Raw genomic sequence first — 25,389 nt, forward strand, 5'->3', positions numbered from 1 at the left:
ATGAGCGAGATCATCGAGCCGATCGACAAGCTGGAGCCGATCGAGGACATCGGCGGCGTGGCGCAGCCGCTGCTGCGGGTCGACGGCCTGACCAAGCATTTTCCGGTGCGTGGCGCGTGGTTCGGCGCCGCCAAGACGGTGCGCGCGGTCGATGACGTCAGCTTCTCGATCGCCAAGGGCGAGACCGTCGGCATCGTGGGCGAATCCGGCTGCGGCAAGTCGACGACCGCGCGGCTGCTGATGCATCTGATGCCGCGCAATGCCGGCGATATCATCTATGACGGCCGCCAGGTCGGCCGCGAATTGAGCTTGCGGGAATTGCGCCGCGGCATGCAGATGGTGTTTCAGGACAGCTACGCCTCGCTGAACCCGCGCTTGACCATCGAGGAATCGATCGCGTTCGGACCTAAGGTCCACGGCATGGCCGATGCCGCCTCGCGCCATCTGGCGCGCGAATTACTTGGCAAGGTCGGGCTGCGCCCGGAGAATTTCGCCAACCGCTATCCACACGAGATTTCCGGCGGCCAACGCCAGCGCGTCAACATCGCCCGCGCCCTGGCGCTGTCGCCGCGGCTGGTGATTCTCGACGAAGCGGTGTCGGCGCTCGACAAATCGGTCGAGGCGCAGGTGCTGAATCTGCTGGTCGACCTGAAGCGCGAATTCGGCCTGACCTATCTGTTCATCAGCCACGATCTCAATGTGGTGCGCTACATCTCCGACCGCGTGCTGGTGATGTATCTTGGCGAGGTGGTCGAGCTCGGTCCGGTCGACAGCGTTTGGGATCAGCCGGCGCATCCTTATACGCAGGCGCTGCTGGCAGCGATGCCGTCCTCCGACCCCGACAACCGCACGCAGGTTCCGCCGATCTCCGGCGATCCGCCCAATCCGATCGACCCGCCCGCGGGCTGCCGGTTTCACACCCGCTGCCCGTTCGCCGAACCGCTGTGCGGCGGCGCGACGCCGAAACTGACCGAACTCGACGGCCTCGGCCATCAGGCCGCCTGCTATATGGCGATCCCGGGTTCGGGCCACAGCCGCGCGCCTGCGGCACGCGATCTTCACAGCGAAGCGCCGGCGCTGTCATGAGCAATCTGGTCGAGGTCAACAATCTCAACATCCGCTTCACCGGCGAACGCACCGTGCACGCGGTGAATAATCTCAGCCTCACGCTCGGCGAGGGCGAGGTGCTGGGGCTACTCGGCGAATCCGGTTCCGGCAAGAGCGTGACTCTGCGGGCGCTGATGCGGCTGCTGCCGAAGAAGCGCACGCAGATTTCCGGCACCGTGCGGGTGCTGGGCCGCGACGTGCTGGCGCTCGACGACGACGCGCTGTCGGCGTTTCGCGGCCAGACGGTGTCGATGATCTTTCAGGAGCCGGCGCTGGCGCTGGATCCGGTCTACACCATCGGCCGGCAGATCGCCGAAACCGTGATGCGCCACGAAGGCAAGAGCCAGCACGACGCCACCGCGCGGGCGCTGGAGATGCTCGAAGTCGTGCGGATTCCGTCGGCGAAACGCCGGCTCGATGCCTACCCGCACGAGATGAGTGGCGGGATGCGACAGCGCGCGATGATCGCGCTGGCGCTGGCCTGCAAGCCGAAGATTCTTCTGGCCGACGAGCCGACCACCGCGCTCGACGCCACGGTGCAGATTCAGATCCTGCTGCTGCTGCGCGAATTGCAGCGCGAATTCGGCATGTCGGTGATCTTCGTGACCCACGACATCGGCGTCGCGATCGAGATCTGCGACCGCGTCGCGGTGATGTATGCCGGGCAGATCATCGAGCAGGGCAGCTTGCGCGAGATCGTGCGCACGCCGCTGCATCCCTATGCGAAGGGCCTGCTCGCCTCCACCGTGCACGGCGCCAAGCGCGGCGCCAGGCTGGAGACGATTCCAGGCACGCCGCCCTCGCTCGATCAGGCGCCAAGCGCCTGCTCGTTCGCGCCACGCTGCGCCTTCGCCCAGCCGCGTTGCACCGCGGCCCTGCCACCCGACGTGCAGGTCGGCCCGAACCGCTCCGCGCGTTGCATCCTGGTCGATCCCGCGACGGCCGGCGCGTAACGGAGGGGTTGCGGCAGATCCTGTCGGTCATCGTCATCATCTCACGCCTTGCCGTCGGGGAAGCGCTGACGGCCTATCCGCGGATCTGGACGCCGGCCCATTCTTCCGAGAGTTTGGCGATCGAGGTGAAATCGGAATCCGGACCGTATTTGGCCTGAGTCAGCGCGAGGATCTGGCGCACAATGGCGCCCATGATCATCGGAATGCCCATGGCCTCGGCTTCGTCGAGACAGAGCCGGACGTCCTTGTAGGACAGCGCCGTCGCAAAGCCGAAGTCGAAGGTGCCAGTCAGCACCGAGCGCGGGAACTTGTCCTGCGTGGCGCTGTTGCGGCCGGACGAAACGTTGATGATGTCGAGCAGGATTTTGGGATCGAGCCCGGCCTTCACACCCATCACCATGCCTTCGGACGAAATCACCAGCGCCGCCGCGGCCAACAGGTTGTTGACGAGCTTGGCGGTCTGCGCGAGCCCCGGTTTCTCGCCGGTGTAGAACAACTTGCCGAAATGCTTCAGGATCGGTTCAACCTGGGGCGCATAGACATCCTTCGGACACGACACCATCACGGCCAGCGTACCGCCCTTGGCGCCGGCGATGCCGCCGCTGACGGGGGCATCGACGAAGGTGACGTTATGCTCGCTAAGCCCGCGCGCGATGATGGTGGAGGCACCGGGGCCCGTGGTCGATAGATCGATCAGCGTTCGGACGCGATCACCATGGGCGATGCCGTCCTCACCGAGCGCCACGGCCTTGACGATGTCGGGGGTCGGCAGACTCATCAGCACGATCTCGGCGGCGGATGCGACTTCGCGGGGGGAATTGGCGATCCGTACGCCCCGCGCCGCCAGCGGCGCCGTCGCATTCGGATCCCGGTCATAGACGCAAAGCGTATAACCTGCGTCCAGCAGGCGCGCGCACATGGGTCCCCCCATGCGACCGACTCCAACGAATCCGAGCAACTCTCCAGCCATAGAAAATCTCCCTTAGCCGACGAATCAACCCGCCGGCGCATTTCTGACATTGGACGGAGGCTAGCGGGTGTCGTCGGGCAAGGCATCGCCTTAAGTGGAATAACAGCTTTCCCGCGCACGGCGTTTGCAACGCAGCGAGATCGCTAAGCCATCAACGGGCCGGTGCCCTTGGCCCAAAGGCCGCGGCGGACGAGATCCTTGATCTGCTGTCGTACCATCCGCGCCAGCGCGCGCGTCGCGGCGGTGGTGGGCCGCTGGCTCGATGTGACGAGAATCAGTTGCCGCGTCAGAACCGGATCGATGATCGACCAGCTCTTGATGCGGCCGGCTTCGACCAGACTCCGTGCCGGGCCGTATGAGAGTAGCGTGTAACCCATGCCTTGTTCGACCAGACTCAGGGTCGACGGCATTGCGTCGACCTCCAGTTCGATCCGCGGCGCGATCTTGGCCTCGCCCAACAAGGCATCCACGACAAGGCGAAGGCCATGCGGGCGGCTAGGCAGGATCATCGGAATTTCCGTTAGCCGGGACGCCGGCACCGGGCCATCCCCCAGGCCCGAAGGATCGCTCATCGGCCCGAGCAGGCTGATTTCTTCGGTGATCAGAGGCTCGGCACGAAGATTGCTGGTGCGCGGCGCATTGTAGAGCACCGCCACATCGATCTTTCCGGTGATCAGCCATTCCAGCAGGTGGCCGCTGAAACCTTCCACGACCCGCATCGCGATATCGGGAAATTCCGAGCGAAAGCATTGCACCAGCGGCACCGTGAGCACCGAGCCGACCGATGGCGGCATACCGATGGCGATGGTGCCGCGTGGACTGGTGCGCAGCGCAATGACTTCGCTGGTGGCTCGCGCCACCGTATCGAGCACGCTGCCGGCATAATCGTGCAACACCTTGCCGGCCTCGGTGAGTACGATGCCGCGGCCGTTGCGAGAGAACAGTTCGATGTCGAGTTCCTGCTCCAGCGCCTTGATCTGCCGGCTCAGGACAGGTTGGGCGATCGACAGTACCGCGCCGGCGCGCGAGAACGAGCCGAACTCAGCCAGCGCGGCGAAAGCCTTAATTTGCTTGAGATCCATGGGTTTCCTGTTGCGCTCTTGTCCGACCGGCGCTCTGTTTCAGTATTTCAGGCAGCACGCTCCCGATGGCGGACACAGCGCCGCCCGTCTGACATTTTATCTTGGTGCGCGCCCGAGAGCTACCGACCAACAACGTGGGCGCACCGCGGGAGATCAGATGACCATGGACCCGGAAAACGTGGCGCGCGTCATCATGTTCGCGCTCGACCAGCCGCCGCATATGCAGATTGCCGAGATCATGGCGCTTCCCGTCAATCGCCATTGAGACGGTATCGATCGGCTACAACGGCAGCCATTCGACCAGGTCGCCGGGCTTCACAGTCTCACGATCCGCGGCGATGATGACAAAACCGTCGGCCTTGCCGAGGCGGCGCAGCATCCCTGAATTGCTCTTCGGCAACAGATTGATCAGCGCAGCGGCGTTCTCGTTGTATCCCTCGAGCACTGCGGGCAAATAGCTCGCCCGCCCCGGCCGGCCGGTCCACGAGAAATTGGCGATCGCCGGAATCGAGCGAGTTGTCGTCGGCCCGAGACCGGCGCGGACCCGCAGCAATTCATCGACCAAGACCTTGAACGTCGTGAACACCGCGCCGGGATTGCCGGGAAGCCCGATGTAGATCGCCTCGCCGACCGTGCCGAGTGTCAGCGGCTTCCCCGGCTTGATCGCAATCTTGGACACCGCGATCGTCCCCCCGCATCGCCGCACGGTCTCGACCATATGATCTTCGTCGCCGACCGAGACGCCTCCCGTCGTCATCACGAAATCCGCCTGCCAGGCCGCCTGCCGCAACAGCGCCGACAGCGCTTCCGGATCGTCCGGACAGGCGCCGAGATCGATCAGTTCAATCCACGGTTTGTCGAGCAGGCCGCGCAGCATGAAGCGATTGGAATTGTAGATTTCGCCCGGCGCGAGTTGTTCGCCGGGCTGGCGCAATTCGGATCCGGTCGAAAATGTCGCAACCCGAATTTTGCGAAACGCCATGATCGCGGCGCAGCCTGCCGACGCCATCATCCCCATTTCGGCGGGGCCGATCAGGCCTCCGGCATTCGCCAGCACGTCACCGATCTGGGCTTCCTCGCCACAGGGGCGGATATTTTCGCCGACTCCCGGAATCCGCGACAGCACGATCTCGTCGCCCTCGCGCAGGACGTCCTCCTGGGCAATCACCGCATTGGCGCCGCGGGGAATTGCCGCGCCGGTGAGAATCCGGATTGCCGCGTCGGCGCCAAGCACAGGTCGATCGACCACGCGGGCCGCCGCGGCTCGACCGCTGACCGTGAGCCGCGGCCGCGCCGTCCGTTCAAGATCGAAGGTGTTGACGGCGTAACCGTCCATTGCGCTGTAGTCGAAACGCGGCAATGGCGTCTCCGCGAGCACCGTCCGCCCCAGCACGCGCCCTGAGGCATCCGTGAGCTGAACGGTTTCGACTTCCGTCACCGGGGTCACCAGCGCCAGTCCCCTCTGCCTTGCCACGTCAATCGGCAGCAGCGCTTCGGCGCCGTGCGCCGGCTGTCGATCGCAGACCGCTATCGCAGACAGCGACGACTTCGGCGGCAGGTGAGCGCCGATCCGTTTCGCGACTTGGCTCATGAAGGTTTCCGCTCCCGCTTCGATTCTGGCGCCGGCCGACCCCGCCGCCGATTCATTGCGACGGCGGCGATAACTTGCTCTCGACCTGCCGCCTGCACCACGCCTGGATCTCGGCGCCGTCCGGCTTCAGGATCGCCGGCCTGCCGCCGGCAAATGCAATGCAGGCGTCAAGATTGAGCGCCGAGACCCCCGCGATAGTCGGAATGCCGCGACCGATCGCTTCCGCGAGCGGTTGCAGCAGGCCGCGGCCGGCCGCCTCCTGCTTGCCGAATTTATTCAACACCATCAGGTCGAGCGGGCCGTCGAGCGCCCGCTCCATCCAAACCGCGGCCTGCGCCAGCGCGCCGAGGTCGAGCTTGCAGCCGCGCGCCTGGGCGCCACGATCGGACGAAATCGAAATCTCTTCTCCGGACCACAAATCGTGCAGGATCATATCGCAGCGATGGCGATCCGGCCGATCGTGCGCGATCTGGATCACGCCGCCGAGACGAAGCCCCCGCTTCTGCAAATTCCGCATGCAACCGGCGAGCACGGCGTCGGCGCGCAGGCTATCCTCATACAGCATCACAGCGAATGGCAGGTCGATTTCAGCTTCGGCCTGTTGGTGTCGTGGCGCGATGGTCCCTGATGCAGCGATCACCGGTCCCCCTCCCCAGCCGTCGCGGCGCCAGCACTCGCATGGCCACCACAATTGCAGCCGGATTGTACTGCCGGCGCCTGATCGCGACGCAGCGACCAGTCGATCATGCGCCCCAAGCAGGTCGAAGCAGCGTCGCTCGAACTCTCCAGCGCGGTCATCATCGCAAGCCAGTCCTCGTCGTTGCCCTGGTCCGCGAAGCCACGCACCGCATTGGCGACGTATTCGCCGACCGACTCACCGTAATGTTCGGCGGCATGCTGGACCTGACCGAGGCGACGAAGATCGTTCGTCGCCAGCAACGCCGCGGTCGCCACCGTCTCGTCCTGCAATTGTCGCAACAGATCGCCGAGAAGCATCGGAAACGCCCCTTACTGCACCAGCGGCGACGTTGCCGCTTCGAGGATCACGCCCGTGATGGTGGCCTTGCCCGCCAGCATCGCAATGTATTGAACCGTGGCGCGCCGCTCAACCGTCTCGTTGAGGTAGTTCGCAATCCGCTCGCGAACCGCCTCGAACGGCAACAACTGGCCCTCGATCCGTCGATTTAGTCTCACAATGTGAAAACCGTAACGAGTCTCGGCCGGCTCGGTACAGCTCTCACCGGGCTGCAACCGGTCGAGCGCCTTCTCGAATTCGGGACTGGTGGTCCCGGCGCTGATCTGTCCGAGATTGCCGCCTTGCTGGCTCGACGGACAGGCGGAATGCCGCCGCGCCAGTTCGGCGAACCGTTCGGGAGCGGCCTGCACCAGTTTGAGCACCGCCTCGGCCTCGATCCTGGCCTCGGCGCGAGCCGCCTGGTCGCCCGGCGCGGCCGGAAACAGGATATGCGCGGCCTCGAAGATCGCCGACGCGTGAAATCTCCTGAGGTTCATGTCGTAGTAGCGTCGACAGATCGCCTCGTCGGCGACCGGCGTGATCACCTCGGCCTCGACAACCTGACGAACCAGTGCTTCGTCGTCGGTCTCGCGGCGGCCCTGCGCGTCCTCGAGCGGCGCCGGGAACAATCCGAGTTCGTTCGCCCGATCCAGCAGCAACTGCCTGATCACCAGCGCGCGGGCGGCTTCCGCGAACGCCGCAGCCGGCGTCTTGGCGGGATGATGTTGCGCCTCCTGCGCGATGGTTTCGCGCGGAATGGTACGACCATTGACGCTGACGACGCGGCTCGGAGACGCGGTCGGCGAAGCGAAAGCGAGGTTGCTCATTTGCATTACTCCGCCGGTTGCGCCGGAGCGCCGACGCCGCGCGCGCCCTTGCGATGGGTGCGCACCACCTGATAGCCACGCCGACCAAGGTACCACACCGGCGCGCTCCAGATATGGACCAGCCGGGTGAACGGGAACACCAGGAAGATTGTCATGCCGATCAAGAGGTGCGCCTTGAAGATCGGATGCACGTCCGCGACATAGGCCGAGGCGCCGGGCTGCAACGTCAGGATGCCCTGCGCCCAGCTCATCAGCTTCACCATCTCATGCCCGTCCATGTGACCCAGCGAGACGAAGATGCTGGACAGGCCGAGCAGCAGCTGGGTCAGTAGCAGCAGCAGCACCGCGATGTCGCCGAACGAAGAGTGCTTCAGGATCCGTGAATCCGTCAGCCGACGATGCGTCAGCATAACGATGCCGACCAGGCACATCAGACCAGCGACACCGCCGACGACGATGGCAACGCCCTGCTTGAAGCTGTGGCTGACGCCGAGCATGTCCCAGACCCAGATCGGCGTCAGCAGCCCAAAGAAATGACCGGCGAAGATCAGCAGCACGCCGACGTGAAACAGGTTTGACCCCCAGGTCAGCTGGCGGCGGCGCAGCAACTGGCTCGATCCGGTCTTCCAGGTGTATTGCTCGCGGTCGTAGCGCAGCAGGCTGCCGCACAGAAACACGGTCAACGCGAAATACGGATACCAGCCGAAGGCGATGTGATTGAGGGTGTCGTTCATGACGCTGCTCCCGGGCTCGACGGATTGTCCGCGGTCGATACCGCGCGTTTGGCATGGCGCATCCGGGCGGCGAGCGCGTCGGTGCCGCAGCCGCCGATCGCGGATTGCGCGCCGAGGCCGGAGGCACCCGGCCCGAAGCTGACGGCTTCTTCCTCCCACGCCGCGTCGAGCGCGGCGAAGTCATTGGGGTCCGCTTCCTCTTCCGACATGATCGCGTCGAGATCGGCCTGCCGCAACTCGGCATCGGCGATCGCCCCGATGGCGCGCAGCACCGGCTCGTAGCTGGATTCGCGCTTGCGCAACCGTTCGGCCAGCGCCGCCAGGATATGCGCCGGCTGGCCGAGGAATTCGCGCGCAGCCTCGAGCGGCAGCGTCGAACAGTATTCCAGCAACAGCGGCAGGAAGTCCGGCAACTCACCGGGCCGCATCGCCAGGCCGCCCTGCTGATAGACCGCGCCGAGATCGATCATCGCCTGGCCGCGGTCCCGGCTTTCGCCATGGACGTGCTCGAAGATGTGCAGCGACAGCGTGCGCGAGCGATCGAACAGTTGCACATAGCGCTCCTGCAGATCATAGAGATCGCTGGCTTCGATCTCGTCGAGAAAGCCGTCGAGCGCCACGCGTTGCGGCGCCGGAATCAGTCGCTCGCGATCCAGCGCCCGCCGCATTTCCGGAACGGCCTTGATCAGTTCGGCTTCCGGATATGACAGCAAGGCGGAAAGCACCTTGAAGGTGAGGATGCTCTTCGAATTTCCCATCACACGATCTCCATCGGATTGCGTGCCTTCTTCGGCTGCCCGAACAGGTTGGTTTCGGTGCGACCATCGGAGCAGCCATTGCCGAACGAGAAACCGCAGGAACCGCGCAGGTCGAGCGCGTTGGTTCCAGCTTCGCGATGGGTCGTCGGAATCACGAAGCGGTCTTCGTAATTGGCGATCGCCATCAATTGATACATCTCCTCGATCTGCGCGCCGGTGAGACCGACCTTCTTGGCGATGTTCTCGTCGATTACGCCGTCGATGGTCTTGGCGCGCATATAGGCCCGCATCGCCAGCATCCGCTCGAGACCGGTCGCGACCGGCGCCTCGTCGCCCGCGGTCAGCAAGTTGGCGAGATACTTCAAGGGAATCCGCAGGCTGCGGACGTCAGGCATGGCGCCGTCCAGCCCCATCTTGCCGGCCTCGGCCGCCGACTGAATCGGCGACAACGGCGGCACGTACCAGACCATCGGCAGCGTGCGGTATTCCGGATGCAGCGGGAACGCCACCTTCCACTCCATCGCCATCTTCCAGATCGGCGACTTGCGGGCGCCTTCAATCCAGGCTTCGGCGATGCCGTCCGCCCTCGCCTGCGCGATCACCTTGGGATCGCTGGGATCGAGGAAGATTGACAGTTGCGCCTCGTAGAGATCCTTCTCGTCCTTGCAGCTCGCGGCTTCCTCGATGCGGTCGGCATCATAGAGCACGACGCCGAGATAGCGGATGCGGCCGACGCAGGTCTCGGAGCACACCGTCGGCTGGCCGGCCTCGATCCGCGGATAGCAGAAGATGCACTTCTCGGACTTGCCGCTCGACCAGTTGTAATAGATCTTCTTGTACGGACAGCCGGAGACGCACATCCGCCAGCCGCGGCACTTGTCCTGATCGATCAGGACGATGCCGTCCTCCTCACGCTTGTATATCGCACCCGACGGACAGGAGGCGACGCAGGCCGGATTGAGGCAATGCTCGCACAGCCGCGGCAGATACATCATGAAGGTGTTTTCGAACGCGCCGTAGATATCCTTCTGCACGCCTTCGAAATTGGCATCCTTCGAGCGCTTAGCGAATTCGCCGCCGAGGATTTCCTCCCAATTCGGGCCCCACTCGATCTTCTCCATCCGCTCGCCGGAGATCAGCGAACGCGGACGCGCGGTCGGCATCGCCTGGCTTTCGCCGGCGGTCTGCAGATGCTCATAGTCGAAGGTAAAGGGCTCGTAATAGTCGTCGATCTCCGGCAAGTCCGGATTGGCGAAGATCTTCGCCAACACCCGCCACTTGCCGCCGATCTTCGGCTGGATCTTGCCGTTGGATTTGCGGGTCCAGCCACCGTTCCACTTGGTCTGGTTCTCCCACTCCTTGGGATAGCCGATCCCGGGCTTGGTCTCGACATTGTTGAACCATGCGTATTCCATGCCCTCGCGGCTGGTCCAGACGTTCTTGCAGGTGACCGAACAGGTGTGACAGCCGATGCACTTGTCGAGGTTCAGCACCATGGCGATTTGCGCGCGGATCTTCATGATGCGGTCTCCAGCTTGCCGGTCTTGTCGTCGATCGTGGCGTCGGGAGCAGCGCCCTCCAGCCAGTCGACTTTCGACATTTTGCGAATGATCACGAACTCGTCGCGGTTCGAGCCCACGGTGCCGTAATAGTTGAAGCCGTAGGCCTGCTGCGCATAGCCGCCGATCATGTGGGTCGGCTTGGTGACCACCCGGGTCACCGAATTATGGATGCCGCCACGTTGTCCGGTCATCTCCGAACCCGGCACGTTCACGATCTTCTCCTGCGCGTGATACATCATGCACATGCCATTCTTGACCCGCTGCGACACCACCGCGCGTGCGACCAGCGCGCCGTTGGTGTTGTAGGCCTCGATCCAGTCGTTATCGACGATGCCGCCTTTGACCGCGTCATCCTCGCTGATCCAGACGATCGGGCCGCCGCGCGACAGCGTCAGCATCAGCAGATTGTCGGTATAGGTCGAATGGATGCCCCACTTCTGATGCGGGGTGATGAAGTTGAGGACGATCTGTTTCTCGCCGTTCGGCCGTTCCTCGATGATCGGCTTGATGGTCTTGGTGTCGATCGGCGGTCGATAAACGCAGAAGCCTTCGCCGAATGCTCGCATCCACAGATGATCCTGATAGAGCTGCTGGCGGCCGGTCAGCGTCCGCCACGGGATCAGTTCGTGAACGTTGGTGTAGCCGGCGTTGTAGCAGACCTTGTCGGATTCCAGCCCGGACCAGATCGGCGACGAGATGATCTTGCGCGGCTGCGCCACGACATCGCGGAACCGGATCTTTTCGTCTTCCTTGGGAATGGCCAGGTGAATGTGGTCACGGCCGGTGAAGCCGCCCAGCGACTCCCAGGCCTTGACCGCGACTTCGCCGTTGGTCTCCGGTGCCAGTGAGAGAATGACCTCGGCGGCGTCGATCGCGGTCTGAATCCGCGGCATCCCCTTGGCCGGACCGTCCTGCACCTCGCCGTTCAGCTTGCGCAGGAACTCGACCTCATGGCTGGTGTTCCAGCTCATGCCCTTGCCGCCATTACCGAGCTTGTCCATCAACGGCCCAAGCGAGGTGAAGCGGTCGTAGAGATGCGGATAATCGCGTTCGACCACCGTCACCGCCGGCATGGTTCGGCCGGGGATCGGCTCGATCTCACCCTTCTTCCAGTCCTTGACGTCGAAGGCCTGAGCGATCTCTCCGGGCGAGTCGTGCATGATCGGTGTCAGCACCACGTCCTGTTCGACGCCGAGCACCTCCGGAGCCACCTTCGAGAACGCCTTGGCGATCCCCTTGTAGATCTCCCAGTCGCTGCGGGCCTGCCAAGCCGGATCGACCGCCGCCGTCAGCGGGTGAATGAAGGGATGCATGTCCGAGGTGTTGAGGTCGTCCTTCTCGTACCAGGTCGCGGTCGGCAGCACGATGTCGGAATACATGCAGGTGGTCGACATCCGGAAATCGAGCGTCACCAGGAGATCGAGTTTTCCCTCCGGCGCCTTGTCGTGCCAGACCACTTCGCTGGACCTGCGCTGGCCCTCGACGCCGAGATCCTTGCCGAGCACGCCATGCTTGGTGCCGACGAGATGCTTGAGGAAATACTCGTGTCCCTTGCCCGACGCGCCGAGCAGATTGGAGCGCCACACGAACAGATTGCGCGGCCAATTCTTCGGATTGTCGGGATCTTCGCAGGACAGTTTCAGGTCGCCGGATTGCAGCGACTTGGCGACGTAGTCCTTGGCCTCAAGGCCGGCGGCGTCCGCCTTGGCCTTGATCCCGAGCGGATTCTCCTGCAACTGCGGCGCGGACGGTAGCCAGCCCATCCGCTCAGCCCGCACATTGTAGTCGATCAGCGCGCCGTCCCACGGGCCGGCCGGTGCCGTCGGCGACAGAATTTCGGAGACGTCGAGCGTCTCGTAGCGCCACTGGTCGGTGTGGGCATAGAACGCCGAGGTCGAATTCATCTGCCGCGGCGGCCGGTTCCAGTCGAGTCCGAACGCCAGCGGCGTCCAGCCGGATTGCGGGCGCAACTTCTCCTGGCCGACATAATGCGACCATCCGCCACCGGACTGCCCGACGCAGCCGCACATCACCAGCATGTTGATGATGCCGCGGTAGTTCATGTCCATGTGGTACCAGTGGTTCAGCCCGGCACCGACGATCACCATCGACCGCCCCTTGGTCTTCTCGGCGTTCTTGGCGAATTCGCGCGCCACGGTGATGATCTGCTCCCGCGGCACCCCGGTGATCTTCTCGGCCCAGGCTGGCGTGTACGGCTCCATGTCGTCATAGCTCTTGGCGATGTTGGTGCCGCCGAGGCCGCGATCGATGCCGTAATTGGCGACGAACAGATCGAACACCGACGCCACCAGCGTCTCGCCTTCGGTCAGTTGCAGCTTCTTGACCGGGATATTGCGGGTCAGCACGCTGGGATGATCGGTGCCCTGGAAATAGTCGTGCTCGCGATTGCCGAAATACGGGAATGCGACGGAGGCGACGTCGTCCTTGACGTCGGTCAGCGACAGCCGCAGCCGTGTCGGCTCGCCCTTCGCATCCTTTTCTTCCAGATTCCATTTGCCCTTTTCGCCCCAGCGGAAGCCGACCGATCCCTTCGGGACGACAAGGTTGCCGGTGGTTTCGTCGAAGGCGAGCGTCTTCCAATCCGGATTGTTGGCCTCGCCGAGCGCGCCGGCCAGATCGGAGGCGCGGATGAACCGCTCGGGAACGTAGTGGTCGCCCTGCTTGACCAGCCGCACCAGCATCGGCATGTCGGTGTACTGTCGCGCGTAGTCGCGGAAATAGTCCGGCTGCCGGTCGATGTGGAACTCACGCAAGATTACGTGGCCCATCGCCATGCCGAGGGCGGCGTCGGTGCCCGGCTTCGGCGACACCCACATGTCGGAGAATTTCGAGGCCTCCGAATAATCTGACGAGATCACCACGCTCTTGGCGCCCTTGTAGCGGACCTCCGTATAGAAGTGCGCGTCGGGGGTGCGGGTCTGCGGAACGTTGGAGCCCCACAGGATCAGGAATCCGGAATTGTACCAGTCCGCGGATTCCGGAACGTCGGTCTGTTCGCCCCAGGTCTGCGGGCTGGCCGGCGGCAAATCGCAATACCAGTCATAGAACGACATGCAGACGCCGCCGAGCAACGACAGATAACGCGATCCGGCGGCGTAGCTGACCATCGACATCGCCGGGATCGGCGAAAATCCGAACACCCGATCGGGACCGTAGGTCTTCGCGGTGTAGGCGTTGGCCGCCGCGATTAGTTCATTGACCTCGTCCCAAGGCGCGCGGACGAATCCGCCGAGCCCACGCTTCGACACGTAGGACGCGCGCTTCTGCGGATTCTCGACGATCGATTTCCACGCCGCCACCGGGGTCATCAGCACCCTGGCATCGCGCCACGCCTTCAACAGCCGCGAACGGACCAGCGGATACTTCACCCGGTTGCCCGAATACAGATACCAGCTGTAGCTGGCGCCGCGGGCGCAGCCGCGCGGCTCGTGGTTCGGCAGGTCGGGCCTGGTTCTGGGATAATCGGTCTGCTGGGTTTCCCAGGTGACGATGCCACCCTTGACGTAGACCTTCCAGGAACACGAGCCGGTACAGTTCACCCCATGGGTGGAGCGAACGATCTTGTCGTGCTGCCAGCGTTTGCGATAGCCGTCCTCCCACGAGCGATCGTCATCGGTCGTGATCCCGTGGCCGTCGGAGAATTCGTCCGTCATGCGATTGAAGAAGGTGAGACGGTCCAGAAAATTGCTCATCATCGATCTCCGATTATTCTGCGGGTTGCGCGACGGCCGAGGCCCGTCCGCGCTCGACGTCGTAAAGCAGCCCGCCGCGCCGCGTGTAGACCGCCCAGGTCACCACGATGCAGATCAGGTAGAAGCCGAGGAAGCCATACAGGGCCATCTGCGGTCCGCCGGTCGCCGCGATTGAACTACCGTAGGCCTTCGGGATGAAGAAGGCGCCGAACGCCGCGATCGCCGAGGTGAAGCCGGTAATCGCCGCCGATTCCTTCTCCGCCTCGCGGGTGCGCTCGGCGGCGTCGAGGCCGGGCATCAGCCGCGCCACTTCCTTGCGCATGATCGCCGGGATCATCTGGAAGGTGGAGGCATTGCCGACCCCGGTCGCGAAGAACAGCAGCAGGAACATCGAAAAGAAGCCCCAGAACGCATAGGGCTGATCCTTGACGCCGAGGAAGTACAAAACGCCGATCACGCCGAACGACATCAGGACGAAGACGTAGAACGTCACCCGCGCGCCGCCGAGCCGATCCGCGATCCATCCGGTCGCCGAGCGCGACAGCGCGCCGACCAACGGGCCGAGGAAGATGAACGGAAGCGCGTCGACCATCGGGAACTGGGTCTTCGCCAGCAGCGGGAATCCCGCCGAGTAGCCGATGAACGAACCGAACGTCCCGGTGTAGAGCACGCACATGATCCAGTTGTGCTTGCGCTGGAAGATCACCGCCTGTTCGGAGAACGAGGCCTTCGCCGACGCGATATCGTTCATGCCGAACCACGCCGCGAATGCCGATATCGCGATGAACGGCACCCAGATGAAGCCGGCGTTCTGCAGCCACATCGGCGCCGCCTTGACGCCCGCTCCGACAGTCGCCGGATCGCCGCCCATCCAGCCGAACACGCCCGCCGTGATCACGATCGGCACCAGAAACTGCACGACGCTGACGCCGAGATTGCCGAGGCCGGCGTTGAGAGCCAGCGCGTTGCCCTTTTCCGACTTCGGAAAGAAGAACGAGATGTTGGCCATCGATGAGGCGAAGTTACCGCCGCCAAGACCACACAGCAGCGCCAGGATCAGGAAGATCGCATAGGGCGTCCCCGGGGTTTGCACTGCGTAGCCGATGCCGATCGCCGGGATCATCAGCGACCATGTGGCCAGAGTGGTCCACAGCCGCCCGCCGAAGATCGGCACCATGAACGAGTAGAAGATCCGCAGCAGGGCGCCGGAAATTCCTGGCAACGCCGCCAGCCAGAACAATTCGTCGGTGGTGAATTTGAATCCGACCGAGGGCAGCTTGGCGACCACCACCGACCAGACCTGCCACACCGCGAACGACAACAGCAGCGCCGGGATCGAGATCCAGAGATTGCGCCGCGCGATGGCGCGGCCGCTGCTCTCCCAGAACGCTTTGTCTTCCGGGCGCCAGTCGGTCAGCATCGCGCCGGAGAGAGCGCCGGCATGCTTGGTCCCATGGATCGGCTGCATTTCCGGCAGCTGCGGCAGGCCCCGAAGAACGCCTGCTGCGGCGCGACGCTCCATATGCCGGATCGAAAAATGCATCCAGAGCAGCGAGCCCAGCACCAGGCCAAACAGCAGCATGAAGCAGCTGGTCCACATCCCGGTGAGGTCGTTGAGGACGCCGAAGGCGATCGGCAGTACGAAGCCGCCAAGTCCGCCGATCATGCCGACCAGTCCGCCGACGGCGCCGACGTTGTCGGGGTAGTAGAGGGGGATGTGCTTGTACACCGCGGCCTTGCCGAGCGCCATGAAGAAGCCCAGCACAAAGATGGTCACCGTGAAGGAAACCACGCCCATCTCCAGGTGGAAGGCCACCGGCCCCTTGATGCCGTGGACGACGTAGTCGACCGGCGGATAGGACAGCAGGAAGGTACAGATGACGCCGACCAGGAACGTCCAGTACATCACCGTGCGCGCGCCGTAGCGGTCCGAGAGATGGCCGCCATAGGCGCGGAAAACGCTGGCCGGAAGCGAGAACATCGCCGCCGTCATGCCGGCGGTCTTGATGTCGACGCCGTAGACGTTGATCAGATATTGCGGCAGCCACAGCGACAGCGCGACGAAGGCACCGAACACGTAGAAATAGTACAGCGAGAAGCGCCAGACCTGAACGTTCTTCAGCGCCGTTAATTCAAGCCACGCGCTTTTCGCCGGCGCGCCGGTGCGCCGACGCTCGACGACGACCGGATCGTCGGCAGTGACGAACCAGAACACGACGGCGCCGACGGCGAGAACGGCGGCCCAGATCTGCGCGACGCCCTGCCAGCCATAGGCGATCAACACAAATGGCGCGGCGAATTTGGTCACCGCGGCGCCGACATTGCCGGCGCCGAAGATGCCAAGCGCGAGGCCCTGCTTGCCCTGCTCATACCAGCGCGAGACATAGGCGATGCCGACCGCAAAGGAGCCGCCAGCAATGCCGACGCCGAGCGCGGCGACCAGCGTCTGGGTGTAGGTGTGTGCGTAGGTGAGGAGGAATGTCGCGAGCGCGCCGGCGAGCATCACCACCGGGAAGATCCGCCGTCCGCCGTAGCGGTCGGTCCAGATCCCGAGCGCCAGCCGTATCAGCGAGCCGGTCAGAATCGGGGTGCCGACCAGTAGACCGAACTGGGTCTCAGAGAGCGAGAGTTCCTTTTTGATCTGGATGCCGATGATCGAGAAAATCGTCCACACCGCGAAGCACAGCGTAAACCCAATCGTCGAGGCCCAAAGCGCACGGCTCCGTTGGCCGGCGTCCACATCCGAGAGAGTTGTCATCAATTGATCCCCTACCAAGCAAAGCGCCAGAAGAACGGCGTCCGGTTGACGACAGATGGGATCTTTCGATCTGTGATCGTTGCGCTAGATCAAGCTCCTTTACTTACCGAAAACATTCTCGACTTTAATTAGCAAGCATCAATACTCGGATTGACTTAATTGGTGTCAGTAATAGATTTTAGTTCGGTTCCCAATTGACTTTTATCAAGAAACACTCACCTTCCCGGTTCCAGATATGGGAAGCAGTCTGTGCCAATATCCGACTCCGATTCAGTCAGGTCCCTGCCCTTGTTTTCCGGCATGGATCAGCGGAATTTCGAGAAGCTGATGCAGGCGACGTTCCTGCAGAGATTCCCCGCCCAACTCGTCATGATCCGTGAGGGCGATTCAGCCGACTTTCTGCATGTCGTGATCGAGGGATCGATCGATTTTTTCGCGGAGCACGCCGGCAGGGAGACTAGCCTGTGGATCGCGCGACCGTACGCGACCTTCATTCTGGCCGCGGTGATGCGCGACGAGGTCTATCTGCACTCGGCGCGCACGCTGGAGACATCGCGAATCCTGATGATCCCCGCCAAGGCGGTTCGCGAGGCGTTCGATAGCGACCCGGTATTCGCGCGCGCGACCGTGCAGGAGCTTGCCGCGCGCTATCGCGGCGTGGTGAAGGATCTCAAGAACATCAAGCTGCGGCCGAGCCTGGAGCGGCTCGCGAACTGGCTGTTGCGGCGGAATATCAACGCCGGAGCCCAGGGCCGGTTTGAAATTCCGTTCGACAAGAAGACCCTGGCATCGCACCTGGGGATGACGCCCGAAAACCTGTCGCGCAACTTCGCATCGCTGCAGGCCTATGGCGTCGAGATGAATTCGAAAGAGATCACGCTCAGGGATGTCGCATCGCTGACCCGCCTGGCGAAACCCAATCGGCTGATTGACGACCCTGATTCCTGAGACCACGCTGCTGCTGGCTTCATCGACTGTGTCACTCGGCGTGCGAATTTGAACGCCGAGTTAAACCCGGCCCCAAGTGACCTCCCGTACGACGAGACTCACCACCCATCCGACCGGTCTGCGGCGCACTACAGCCTGATGATCGGGTCGGGTGTGCAGCCGATCCGGCGATTGCCGTTCTCGGCCCACAGCGCGCAGCCGCTTTCGGTGGCGACCGGGCCTTCGACGGCGACGCACCGATCCGGCGGCAGGAACAGCCGGCAGCGGCCGCAATTCTGGCCAGACCAGACCTGCGAGAGGTAGCGGGCATCGGCCTGCGACGATTTTTTCGGGATCATGCTCGCACAGGAGACGCCGCCCTGCGCCGTTCGCTGTTCCTCGGCCGAGGCGTCGGACCAGGCGACGCCGAGGCAGACTGCGCCGGCCGCGCCGGCTCCGGCTTGCAGCAGCCGGCGACGCGACAGCACATCGACCCGACCGCGCGGGGTGTTGCTCATGGAATGCTCCACGGTTTGATTCGTCGGCTTGGCGACCCCGGCTGCCGACGCGCAACGCGCCGATACCGGTCTGCCGACCCGCGATCACAAGCTAGCAAAGCCAAGCTGACGGCTGCCTGACAGCGGCCGGAAACGACGCGCGCGGCGTCGCCGCCCGTGGAACCACGTGCGATGCGAAGTAACTACTTCGGCAACGTGGTGCTACCCATCAGGAACTGATCGATGGCGCGGGCGCAAAGCCGGCCCTCGCGGATCGCCCACACCACCAGCGACTGGCCGCGGCGCATGTCGCCCGACGCGAACACTTTCGGCACCGAGGTGGCGAATTCGGTGAGGTCGGCGCGGACATTGCCGCGCGGGTCGAGATCGACACCGAGTGATTTCAGCAATCCCTCGTGCACGGGATGCACGAAGCCCATCGCCAGCAGCACCAGATCGGCGTTGAGGGTGAACTCGCTGCCCGGGATCGGCTGGAACTTGGCATCGACCCGGACGCAATGCAGCTGCTTCACCGCGCCGTTCTCGCCCGAGAAGTTCTGGGTCAGCACCGCGAATTCGCGGCGCGCGCCTTCGGCCTGGCTCGACGAGGTGCGCATCTTCATCGGCCAGTTCGGCCAGGTCAGGCCCTTGTCCTCGCGCTCCGGCGGCGCCGGCATGATCTCGATCTGCGTCACGCTCAGCGCGCCCTGCCGGAACGAGGTGCCGATGCAATCGGAGCCGGTGTCGCCGCCGCCGATCACCACCACATGCTTGCCGCCGGCGAGAATCTCCTGGACGTCACCGAGCGGCTCGTTGCCGACGCGGCGGTTCTGCTGCGTAAGGAAATCCATCGCGAAGTGAATGCCGTTCAAATCGCGGCCGGGGATCGGCAGGTCGCGCGCAGCTTCCGCGCCGCCGGTCAGCGCCACTGCGTCGTAGCTCTTGAGCAGTTCGGCCGGATCGACCGCGCCGGGCGCGGTGCCGCCGACCGGAGAATTGTAGTGGAAGGTGACGCCCTCCGCCTCCATCTGGGCGACGCGGCGGTCGATCAGATGCTTCTCCATCTTGAAATCAGGAATGCCGTAACGCAGCAGGCCGCCAGCCTTCGCCGCCTTCTCATAGACATGGACGTCGTGGCCGGCGCGCGCCAGCTGCTGCGCGCAGGCGAGACCGGCGGGACCGGCGCCGACGATGGCGACGGCCTGGCCGGTGCGCAGCGCCGGCAGCTCCGGCTTGATCCAGCCATTGCCCCAGGCGCGATCGACAATGGCGCATTCGATGGTCTTGATGGTGACCGGGTTGTCGTCGATGTTCAGCGTGCACGACGCCTCGCACGGCGCCGGACAAATGCGGCCGGTGAATTCTGGGAAATTGTTGGTGGAGTGCAGGTTGCGCGAGGCTTCCTGCCAGTTGCCCTGATACACCAGATCGTTGAAATCCGGGATCTGGTTGTTGACCGGGCAGCCCGGCGCGCCCGGCTGCGCCGAGCCGGTGCCGTGACAATAGGGAACGCCGCAGCTCATGCAGCGCGCGGCCTGGTCGCGGGTGTCCTTCTCGCTCAGCGGAACGACGAATTCGTGGTAGTTGGTAACCCGCTCGGCGACCGGCGCGTATTTGCGATCGTGCCGCTCGATTTCCAGAAACCCTGTGATCTTGCCCATGAAACCCCGACGCCCCGAAACTTGAATTCAAATCCAACCTGTTAGTGCGGAGCGCGCCACAGCGGCAGCGCGCTCCCTCTCCCATGGGGAGAGGGTTGGGGTGAGGGGGTATGGCCTATCGTTAGGCCGTACCCCCTCACCCGACCGGCTTCGCCGCGCTCCGCCGGTCGACCTCTCCCCATGGGAGAGGTGGCCGAACGCGAGCGCCGCGCTAGTAACTTACGCTCCGATCGCGATCTTCGGCTCCTCGGCCTGCCGCGCCTTCAATTCGCGCAGCGCGCGGCGATATTCGACCGGCATCACCTTGCGGAATTTCGGCAGGGTGTCCTTCCAGTTCGCCAAAATCTCCGCGGCGCGCTTCGAGCCGGCCAGTTTGGCGTGGCGTGAGATCAAGACGTGCAGCCGCTCGACGTCCGAGCCGAGCAGATCGGCGAACACGTCGACCCGTCCGTGCGCTTCAAGATCGCCGGTCTGGTGATAGGCGTTTTCGTTGATCATCTCTTCCGACAAGACGGGCTCGAGTTCGACCATCGCCATGTTGCAGAGCTTCGGGAAACTGCCGTCCTCGTCAAGCACATAGGCAATGCCGCCCGACATCCCGGCGGCGAAGTTGCGCCCGGTCTTGCCGAGCACCACGACAATGCCGCCGGTCATGTATTCGCAGCAATGATCGCCGGCGCCCTCGACGACGGCAACCGCACCCGAGTTACGCACCGCGAAGCGTTCGCCGGCGATGCCGCGGAAGTAGCACTCGCCCTCGATCGCGCCGTACATCACGGTGTTGCCGACGATGATCGACTCCTCCGGCACGATGCCCGAATTGGCCGGCGGGCGGACCACGATGCGGCCGCCGGACAGGCCCTTGCCGACATAGTCGTTGCCTTCGCCTTCGAGATCGAAGCTGATGCCGCGCGCCAGCCAGGCGCCGAATGCCTGACCGGCGGTGCCCTTGAACGCCACCTGGATGGTGTCGTGCGGCAGGCCGTGGTGACCGTAGTGCTTCGCCACCACGCCGGACAGCATCGCGCCGGCGCTGCGATTGACGCTGTTGATCTCCATCTCGAACTTCACCGGAGCGCCGCGGTCGATCGCGGGCTGCGCCTTGGCGATCAGGGTGCGGTCGAGCACCTTCTCGAGGTGATGGTCCTGACCTTCGGAGTGATAGATCTTCTGTCCCGGCAGTTCCTTCTGGCGATGGAACAGCTTGGAGAAGTCGAGCCCCTTGGCCTTCCAGTGCGCCACCAGCGCCTGCTGGTCGAGCATCTGGGTCTGGCCGATCATCTCGTTGAAGTTGCGGTAGCCGAGCTGCGCCATCAATTCGCGGACTTCCTCGGCGACGAAGAAGAAGTAGTTGATGACGTGCTCGGGCTGGCCGGTGAAGCGCTTGCGCAGCACCGGATCCTGCGTCGCGACGCCGACCGGGCAGGTGTTGAGATGGCACTTGCGCATCATGATGCAGCCGGCCGCGATCAGCGGCGCGGTGGCGAAGCCGAATTCATCGGCGCCGAGCAGCGCGCCGATCACGACGTCGCGCCCGGTGCGGAAGCCGCCGTCGACCTGCACGGCGATGCGGCTGCGCAGCCGCTCGCGCACCAGCGTCTGGTGGGTTTCGGCGAGGCCGATTTCCCACGGCGAGCCTGCGTGCTTGATCGATGTCAGCGGCGAGGCGCCGGTGCCGCCCTCGAAACCCGCGATCGTGACGTGATCGGCGCGCGCTTTCGCAACGCCCGCCGCGACGGTGCCGACGCCGATTTCCGACACCAGCTTGACCGAAACCGCGCTCGCCGGATTGACGTTCTTCAGGTCGTAGATCAGCTGCGCCAGATCCTCGATCGAGTAGATGTCGTGATGCGGCGGCGGCGAGATCAGACCGACGCCGGGCGTCGAGTGCCGCACCGCGGCGATCACCGCGTCGACCTTGTGGCCGGGCAGTTGACCGCCCTCGCCGGGCTTGGCGCCCTGCGCCATCTTGATCTGCATCATGTCGGAATTGACGAGGTACTCGGTCGTCACGCCAAACCGGCCCGAGGCGACCTGCTTGATCGCCGAGCGCATCGAATCGCCGTTCGCCATCGGCTTGTAGCGATCGCTTTCCTCGCCGCCCTCGCCGGTATTGGACTTGCCACCGATCCGGTTCATCGCGATCGCGAGCGTGGTATGCGCCTCGCGCGAGATCGAGCCATACGACATCGCACCGGTGGCGAAGCGCTTGACGATCTCGGAAGCCGGCTCGACCTCGTCGAGCGGGACCGGCTTGCGCTTCTCATCCTCGGCGGTCTTCAGCTTGAACAGCCCGCGCAGCGTCAGCAGCCGCTCCGACTGCTCGTTGAGGATCTTGGCGAACGCCTTGTAACGCTCCAGCGAATTGCCGCGCACGGCGTGCTGCAGATTGGCGACCGAATCCGCCGTCCAGGCGTGATCCTCGCCGCGGGTGCGGAAGGCGTATTCGCCGCCGACGTCGAGCGCGGTCTTGTAGATCTGGGCGTCGCCGAACGCGTCCTGATGCCGGCGCACGGTTTCCTCGGCGATTTCGGCGAGGCCAACGCCTTCGATCTGCGAATGGGTGCCGGCGAAATATTTGGCGATGAAGTCCGCCTTTAGCCCGACCGCATCGAAAATCTGCGCGCCGCAATAGGACTGGTAGGTCGAGATCCCCATCTTCGACATCACCTTCAACAGGCCCTTGCCGATCGACTTGATGTAGCGCTTGACGATCTCGTAGTCGTCGAGCGCGACAGGCAGCCGGTCCTTCATCGCGATGATGGTCTCGAACGCCAGATAGGGATTGATCGCTTCGGCGCCGTAGCCGGCCAAGCAGGCGAAGTGATGCACTTCGCGCGGCTCGCCGGATTCGATCACCAGGCCGACCGAGGTGCGCAACCCGGTGCGGATCAGATGATGATGCACGGAGGCGCAAGCCAGCAGCGACGGAATCGGGATCCGGTCGGATCCGGCAGCGCGGTCGCTCAGGATGATGATGTTGACGCCTTCGCGCACCGCGGCCTCGGCGCGCGCCGAAAGCTCCTCGAGCACCTGCTCCAGCCCGGCCGCGCCGAGTCCGGAATGGAACGTAGTGTCGAGCGTCCGCGACTTGAAATGCGGGTCGCCGATTTCGGAAATCGAGCGGATCTTTTCCAGATCGCCGTCGGTCAGGATCGGCTGTCGCACTTCCAGCCGCTTGGTGCCGGCGGTGCCCTGAGTGTCGAACAGGTTGGGCCGCGGCCCGATGATCGAGACCAGACTCATCACCAGCTCCTCGCGGATCGGATCGATCGGCGGATTGGTGACCTGGGCGAAGTTCTGCTTGAAATAGGTGAACAGCGGCTTCGGCTTGTCCGACAGCGCCGACAGCGGCGTGTCGTTGCCCATCGAGCCATTGGCTTCCTCGCCGGTCGAGGCCATCGGCGTCATCAGGATCGAGATGTCTTCCTGGGTGTAGCCGAAGGTCTGCTGGCGATCGAGCAGCGGCAGGTTGGAGCGCTGGCCCTTGACCGGCGCGGCCGGCAGCTCCTCCAGCACGATCTGGGTGCGGGCGAGCCACTCGTGATAGGGATGTGCCGAGGCCAGCTGCGCCTTGATCTCGGCATCGGGAATCAGACGGCCCTGCTCGAGATCGACCAGCAGCATTTTGCCGGGTTGCAGCCGCCACTTGGTGACGATCTGGTCCTCGGGAATCTTCAGCACGCCCATTTCGGACGCCATCACGATGCGGTCGTCATTGGTGACGAGATAGCGCGCAGGGCGCAGACCGTTGCGGTCCAGCGTGGCGCCGATCTGGCGACCGTCGGTGAAGGCCAGCGCGGCGGGGCCGTCCCACGGCTCCATGATCGCGGCGTGATATTCGTAGAAGGCGCGGCGCTGCTCATCCATCAGCGGATTGCCGGCCCAGGCCTCCGGAATCATCATCATCACCGCATGCGGCAGCGAATAGCCGCCCTGCACCAGGAATTCGAGGCCGTTGTCAAAGCAGGCGGTGTCGGACTGGCCCTCATAGGAGATCGGCCACAGCCGGCTGATGTCCTTGCCGAACAGCTTGGAATGCACCGAGGCCTGCCGCGCCGCCATCCAGTTGTTGTTGCCGCGCAGCGTGTTGATCTCGCCGTTATGCGCGACCATGCGGTAGGGATGCGCCAGCGACCAGGTCGGGAAGGTATTGGTCGAGAATCGCTGGTGCACCAGAGCCAGCGCGCTTTCGAAATCCGGTTCGCGCAGGTCGGGATAATAGACACCGAGCTGGTCGGCGAGGAACATGCCCTTGTAGATCACGGTGCGGCACGACAGCGACGCCGGATAGTAGCCGGCCAGGCCGCGGTCGCGGCGCTGGTAGATCGCGTGCGAGATCGACTTGCGCAGGATGTAGAGCTTGCGCTCGAAATCGTCTTCGGTCGCAATCTGCGAGCCGCGGCCGATGAACACCTGCATGTTGGCGGGCTCGGTCGGCTTTACGGTTTCACCGAGCGTGGAATTGTCGGTCGGCACGGCGCGCCAGCCGAGCAGCGTCAATCCCTCGGCCTTGATCTGGTCGGCAATGATGCTCTGGATCACCTTCCGCCACGGCGTCTCGCGCGGCATGAACAGCGCGCCGACGGCATATTCGCCAGGCGCCGGCAGCTTGAAGCCGAGCTCCATCGCCTTGCGGACGAAGAAGGCGTGCGGGATCTGCACCAGGATGCCGGCACCGTCGCCGGCGCGCGGATCGGCGCCGACCGCGCCGCGATGCTCGAGATTGCACAGGATCGAGATCGCGTCGGACACGATCTGATGCGACTTCTTGCCCTTGATGTTGGCGATGAAGCCGACGCCGCAGGCGTCCTTTTCCTTCGATGGGTCGTAGAGGCCCTCGGCCGGCGGGCGCCAAGTGTGTTCGTGCGCAGTCTCGTGCGCGACGTCGCCCGCGGGCGCCCCCGATTTCGCCGTCAGGTCAGCCGTCAGCGCATCGGTGACGATATTTTCGCGCTCGAACCCAGACCCGCTCATCTTCATCCTCTCATCCGGCAAGGGCAGTGATCACTGCCGGCACTATTGGCGCACCATTGGTGTTCGCGGCACCCTCCGGGCCACCGCTCGCACGCCGCGAGCCACGATTTCAGAATTCAGGCCCCGGTGTCCATATCGCCGATCGGACAACCCGAAAGCCGCATTCGGCGTTAAACGCCAAAATTTTACTCTGCAAACCCCGTGCCGGGTCAGCCACCCAATTGAGACAGTATTACTGTCCTAGCAGGACCTTGCCA

The 25,389-nt window shown here is 64.1% G+C and carries 17 protein-coding genes; 3 read left to right on the top strand and 14 right to left on the bottom strand.

Features of this window, described 5'->3' with window-relative positions; all coding sequences use genetic code 11:
- Both HXX15_RS04405 and HXX15_RS04410 read left to right on the top strand, forming a co-directional pair.
- Complete coding sequence (locus tag HXX15_RS04405; protein WP_296513037.1) at positions 1–1,086, top strand: oligopeptide/dipeptide ABC transporter ATP-binding protein; 1,086 nt, start codon at positions 1–3, stop codon at positions 1,084–1,086.
- Entirely contained in the window at positions 1,083–2,060 is a 978-nt protein-coding gene (locus tag HXX15_RS04410) for an ABC transporter ATP-binding protein (RefSeq protein WP_296513040.1), read from the top strand. Before HXX15_RS04405 ends, HXX15_RS04410 begins: the two co-directional genes overlap by 4 nt.
- Before the next feature lie 73 nt (positions 2,061–2,133).
- Here HXX15_RS04410 and HXX15_RS04415 read toward each other — a convergent pair whose 3' ends face one another.
- The 11 genes from HXX15_RS04415 to HXX15_RS04465 form a co-directional block, all read right to left on the bottom strand.
- Positions 2,134–3,030, bottom strand: a complete 897-nt coding sequence (locus tag HXX15_RS04415; RefSeq protein WP_296513042.1) for an NAD(P)-dependent oxidoreductase — start codon at positions 3,028–3,030, stop codon at positions 2,134–2,136.
- 143 nt (positions 3,031–3,173) lie between these two features.
- On the bottom strand, positions 3,174–4,112 hold the full coding sequence (locus HXX15_RS04420; protein ID WP_296513043.1) for a LysR substrate-binding domain-containing protein: 939 nt from the start codon (positions 4,110–4,112) through the stop codon (positions 3,174–3,176).
- A gap of 280 nt (positions 4,113–4,392) precedes the next feature.
- A complete protein-coding gene (gene glp / locus HXX15_RS04425) occupies positions 4,393–5,703 on the bottom strand; it encodes a gephyrin-like molybdotransferase Glp (RefSeq protein ID WP_296513045.1) in 1,311 nt (436 codons plus the stop codon).
- A gap of 52 nt (positions 5,704–5,755) precedes the next feature.
- Positions 5,756–6,343 carry a DUF2478 domain-containing protein gene (locus HXX15_RS04430; RefSeq protein ID WP_296513047.1) on the bottom strand — a complete coding sequence of 196 codons (588 nt, stop codon included), beginning with the start codon at positions 6,341–6,343 and terminating at the stop codon, positions 5,756–5,758.
- On the bottom strand, positions 6,340–6,699 hold the full coding sequence (locus tag HXX15_RS04435) for a hypothetical protein (RefSeq protein ID WP_296513049.1): 360 nt from the start codon (positions 6,697–6,699) through the stop codon (positions 6,340–6,342). The genes HXX15_RS04430 and HXX15_RS04435 overlap by 4 nt, the downstream gene beginning before the upstream one ends.
- 12 nt (positions 6,700–6,711) lie before the next feature.
- Positions 6,712–7,545: a peptidylprolyl isomerase gene (locus HXX15_RS04440; protein ID WP_296513051.1), complete on the bottom strand. Its 834-nt coding sequence runs from the start codon at positions 7,543–7,545 to the stop codon at positions 6,712–6,714.
- 5 nt (positions 7,546–7,550) lie between these two features.
- A complete protein-coding gene (narI, locus tag HXX15_RS04445) occupies positions 7,551–8,279 on the bottom strand; it encodes a respiratory nitrate reductase subunit gamma (protein WP_296513053.1) in 729 nt (242 codons plus the stop codon).
- Positions 8,276–9,037 (bottom strand): nitrate reductase molybdenum cofactor assembly chaperone, encoded by a 762-nt coding sequence (gene narJ / locus HXX15_RS04450; protein WP_296513054.1) that lies wholly within the window; start codon positions 9,035–9,037, stop codon positions 8,276–8,278. The genes narI and narJ overlap by 4 nt, the downstream gene beginning before the upstream one ends.
- A complete protein-coding gene (gene narH / locus HXX15_RS04455) occupies positions 9,037–10,557 on the bottom strand; it encodes a nitrate reductase subunit beta (protein ID WP_296513056.1) in 1,521 nt (506 codons plus the stop codon). Before narH ends, narJ begins: the two co-directional genes overlap by 1 nt.
- Positions 10,554–14,312, bottom strand: a complete 3,759-nt coding sequence (locus tag HXX15_RS04460) for a nitrate reductase subunit alpha (protein ID WP_296513057.1) — start codon at positions 14,310–14,312, stop codon at positions 10,554–10,556. Before HXX15_RS04460 ends, narH begins: the two co-directional genes overlap by 4 nt.
- Before the next feature lie 13 nt (positions 14,313–14,325).
- Positions 14,326–17,070, bottom strand: coding sequence for an MFS transporter (locus HXX15_RS04465; protein WP_296513060.1), 2,745 nt, complete (start codon positions 17,068–17,070; stop codon positions 14,326–14,328).
- Between the two features lie 249 nt (positions 17,071–17,319).
- Here HXX15_RS04465 and HXX15_RS04470 point away from each other — a divergent pair, with 249 nt between their 5' ends.
- Positions 17,320–18,018, top strand: coding sequence for a helix-turn-helix domain-containing protein (locus tag HXX15_RS04470; protein ID WP_296513062.1), 699 nt, complete (start codon positions 17,320–17,322; stop codon positions 18,016–18,018).
- A 128-nt stretch (positions 18,019–18,146) separates the two neighbouring features.
- Here HXX15_RS04470 and HXX15_RS04475 read toward each other — a convergent pair whose 3' ends face one another.
- The 3 genes from HXX15_RS04475 to gltB form a co-directional block, all read right to left on the bottom strand.
- A complete protein-coding gene (locus HXX15_RS04475) occupies positions 18,147–18,515 on the bottom strand; it encodes a hypothetical protein (protein WP_296513063.1) in 369 nt (122 codons plus the stop codon).
- A gap of 182 nt (positions 18,516–18,697) precedes the next feature.
- Positions 18,698–20,155: a glutamate synthase subunit beta gene (locus HXX15_RS04480; RefSeq protein WP_296513065.1), complete on the bottom strand. Its 1,458-nt coding sequence runs from the start codon at positions 20,153–20,155 to the stop codon at positions 18,698–18,700.
- Between the two features lie 219 nt (positions 20,156–20,374).
- Positions 20,375–25,132, bottom strand: coding sequence for a glutamate synthase large subunit (gene gltB / locus HXX15_RS04485; protein ID WP_296513066.1), 4,758 nt, complete (start codon positions 25,130–25,132; stop codon positions 20,375–20,377).
- Positions 25,133–25,389 lie beyond the last annotated feature (257 nt).

The organism is Rhodopseudomonas sp., from assembly GCF_013377015.1.
Classification (GTDB): Bacteria; Pseudomonadota; Alphaproteobacteria; order Rhizobiales; family Xanthobacteraceae; genus JARJEH01.

What these genes read in the sequence shown, in the direction of transcription:
- gltB (WP_296513066.1), bottom strand. Translation starts at nt 25,132, where the DNA reads ATGAGCGGGTCTGGGTTCGAGCGCGAAAATATCGTCACCGATGCGCTG.
- narH (WP_296513056.1), bottom strand. Translation starts at nt 10,557, where the DNA reads ATGAAGATCCGCGCGCAAATCGCCATGGTGCTGAACCTCGACAAGTGC.
- narI (WP_296513053.1), bottom strand. Translation starts at nt 8,279, where the DNA reads ATGAACGACACCCTCAATCACATCGCCTTCGGCTGGTATCCGTATTTC.
- HXX15_RS04405 (WP_296513037.1), top strand. Translation starts at nt 1, where the DNA reads ATGAGCGAGATCATCGAGCCGATCGACAAGCTGGAGCCGATCGAGGAC.
- glp (WP_296513045.1), bottom strand. Translation starts at nt 5,703, where the DNA reads ATGAGCCAAGTCGCGAAACGGATCGGCGCTCACCTGCCGCCGAAGTCG.
- HXX15_RS04480 (WP_296513065.1), bottom strand. Translation starts at nt 20,155, where the DNA reads ATGGGCAAGATCACAGGGTTTCTGGAAATCGAGCGGCACGATCGCAAA.
- HXX15_RS04415 (WP_296513042.1), bottom strand. Translation starts at nt 3,030, where the DNA reads ATGGCTGGAGAGTTGCTCGGATTCGTTGGAGTCGGTCGCATGGGGGGA.
- HXX15_RS04475 (WP_296513063.1), bottom strand. Translation starts at nt 18,515, where the DNA reads ATGAGCAACACCCCGCGCGGTCGGGTCGATGTGCTGTCGCGTCGCCGG.
- HXX15_RS04420 (WP_296513043.1), bottom strand. Translation starts at nt 4,112, where the DNA reads ATGGATCTCAAGCAAATTAAGGCTTTCGCCGCGCTGGCTGAGTTCGGC.
- HXX15_RS04440 (WP_296513051.1), bottom strand. Translation starts at nt 7,545, where the DNA reads ATGAGCAACCTCGCTTTCGCTTCGCCGACCGCGTCTCCGAGCCGCGTC.
- HXX15_RS04465 (WP_296513060.1), bottom strand. Translation starts at nt 17,070, where the DNA reads ATGACAACTCTCTCGGATGTGGACGCCGGCCAACGGAGCCGTGCGCTT.
- HXX15_RS04410 (WP_296513040.1), top strand. Translation starts at nt 1,083, where the DNA reads ATGAGCAATCTGGTCGAGGTCAACAATCTCAACATCCGCTTCACCGGC.
- HXX15_RS04460 (WP_296513057.1), bottom strand. Translation starts at nt 14,312, where the DNA reads ATGAGCAATTTTCTGGACCGTCTCACCTTCTTCAATCGCATGACGGAC.
- narJ (WP_296513054.1), bottom strand. Translation starts at nt 9,037, where the DNA reads ATGGGAAATTCGAAGAGCATCCTCACCTTCAAGGTGCTTTCCGCCTTG.
- HXX15_RS04435 (WP_296513049.1), bottom strand. Translation starts at nt 6,699, where the DNA reads ATGCTTCTCGGCGATCTGTTGCGACAATTGCAGGACGAGACGGTGGCG.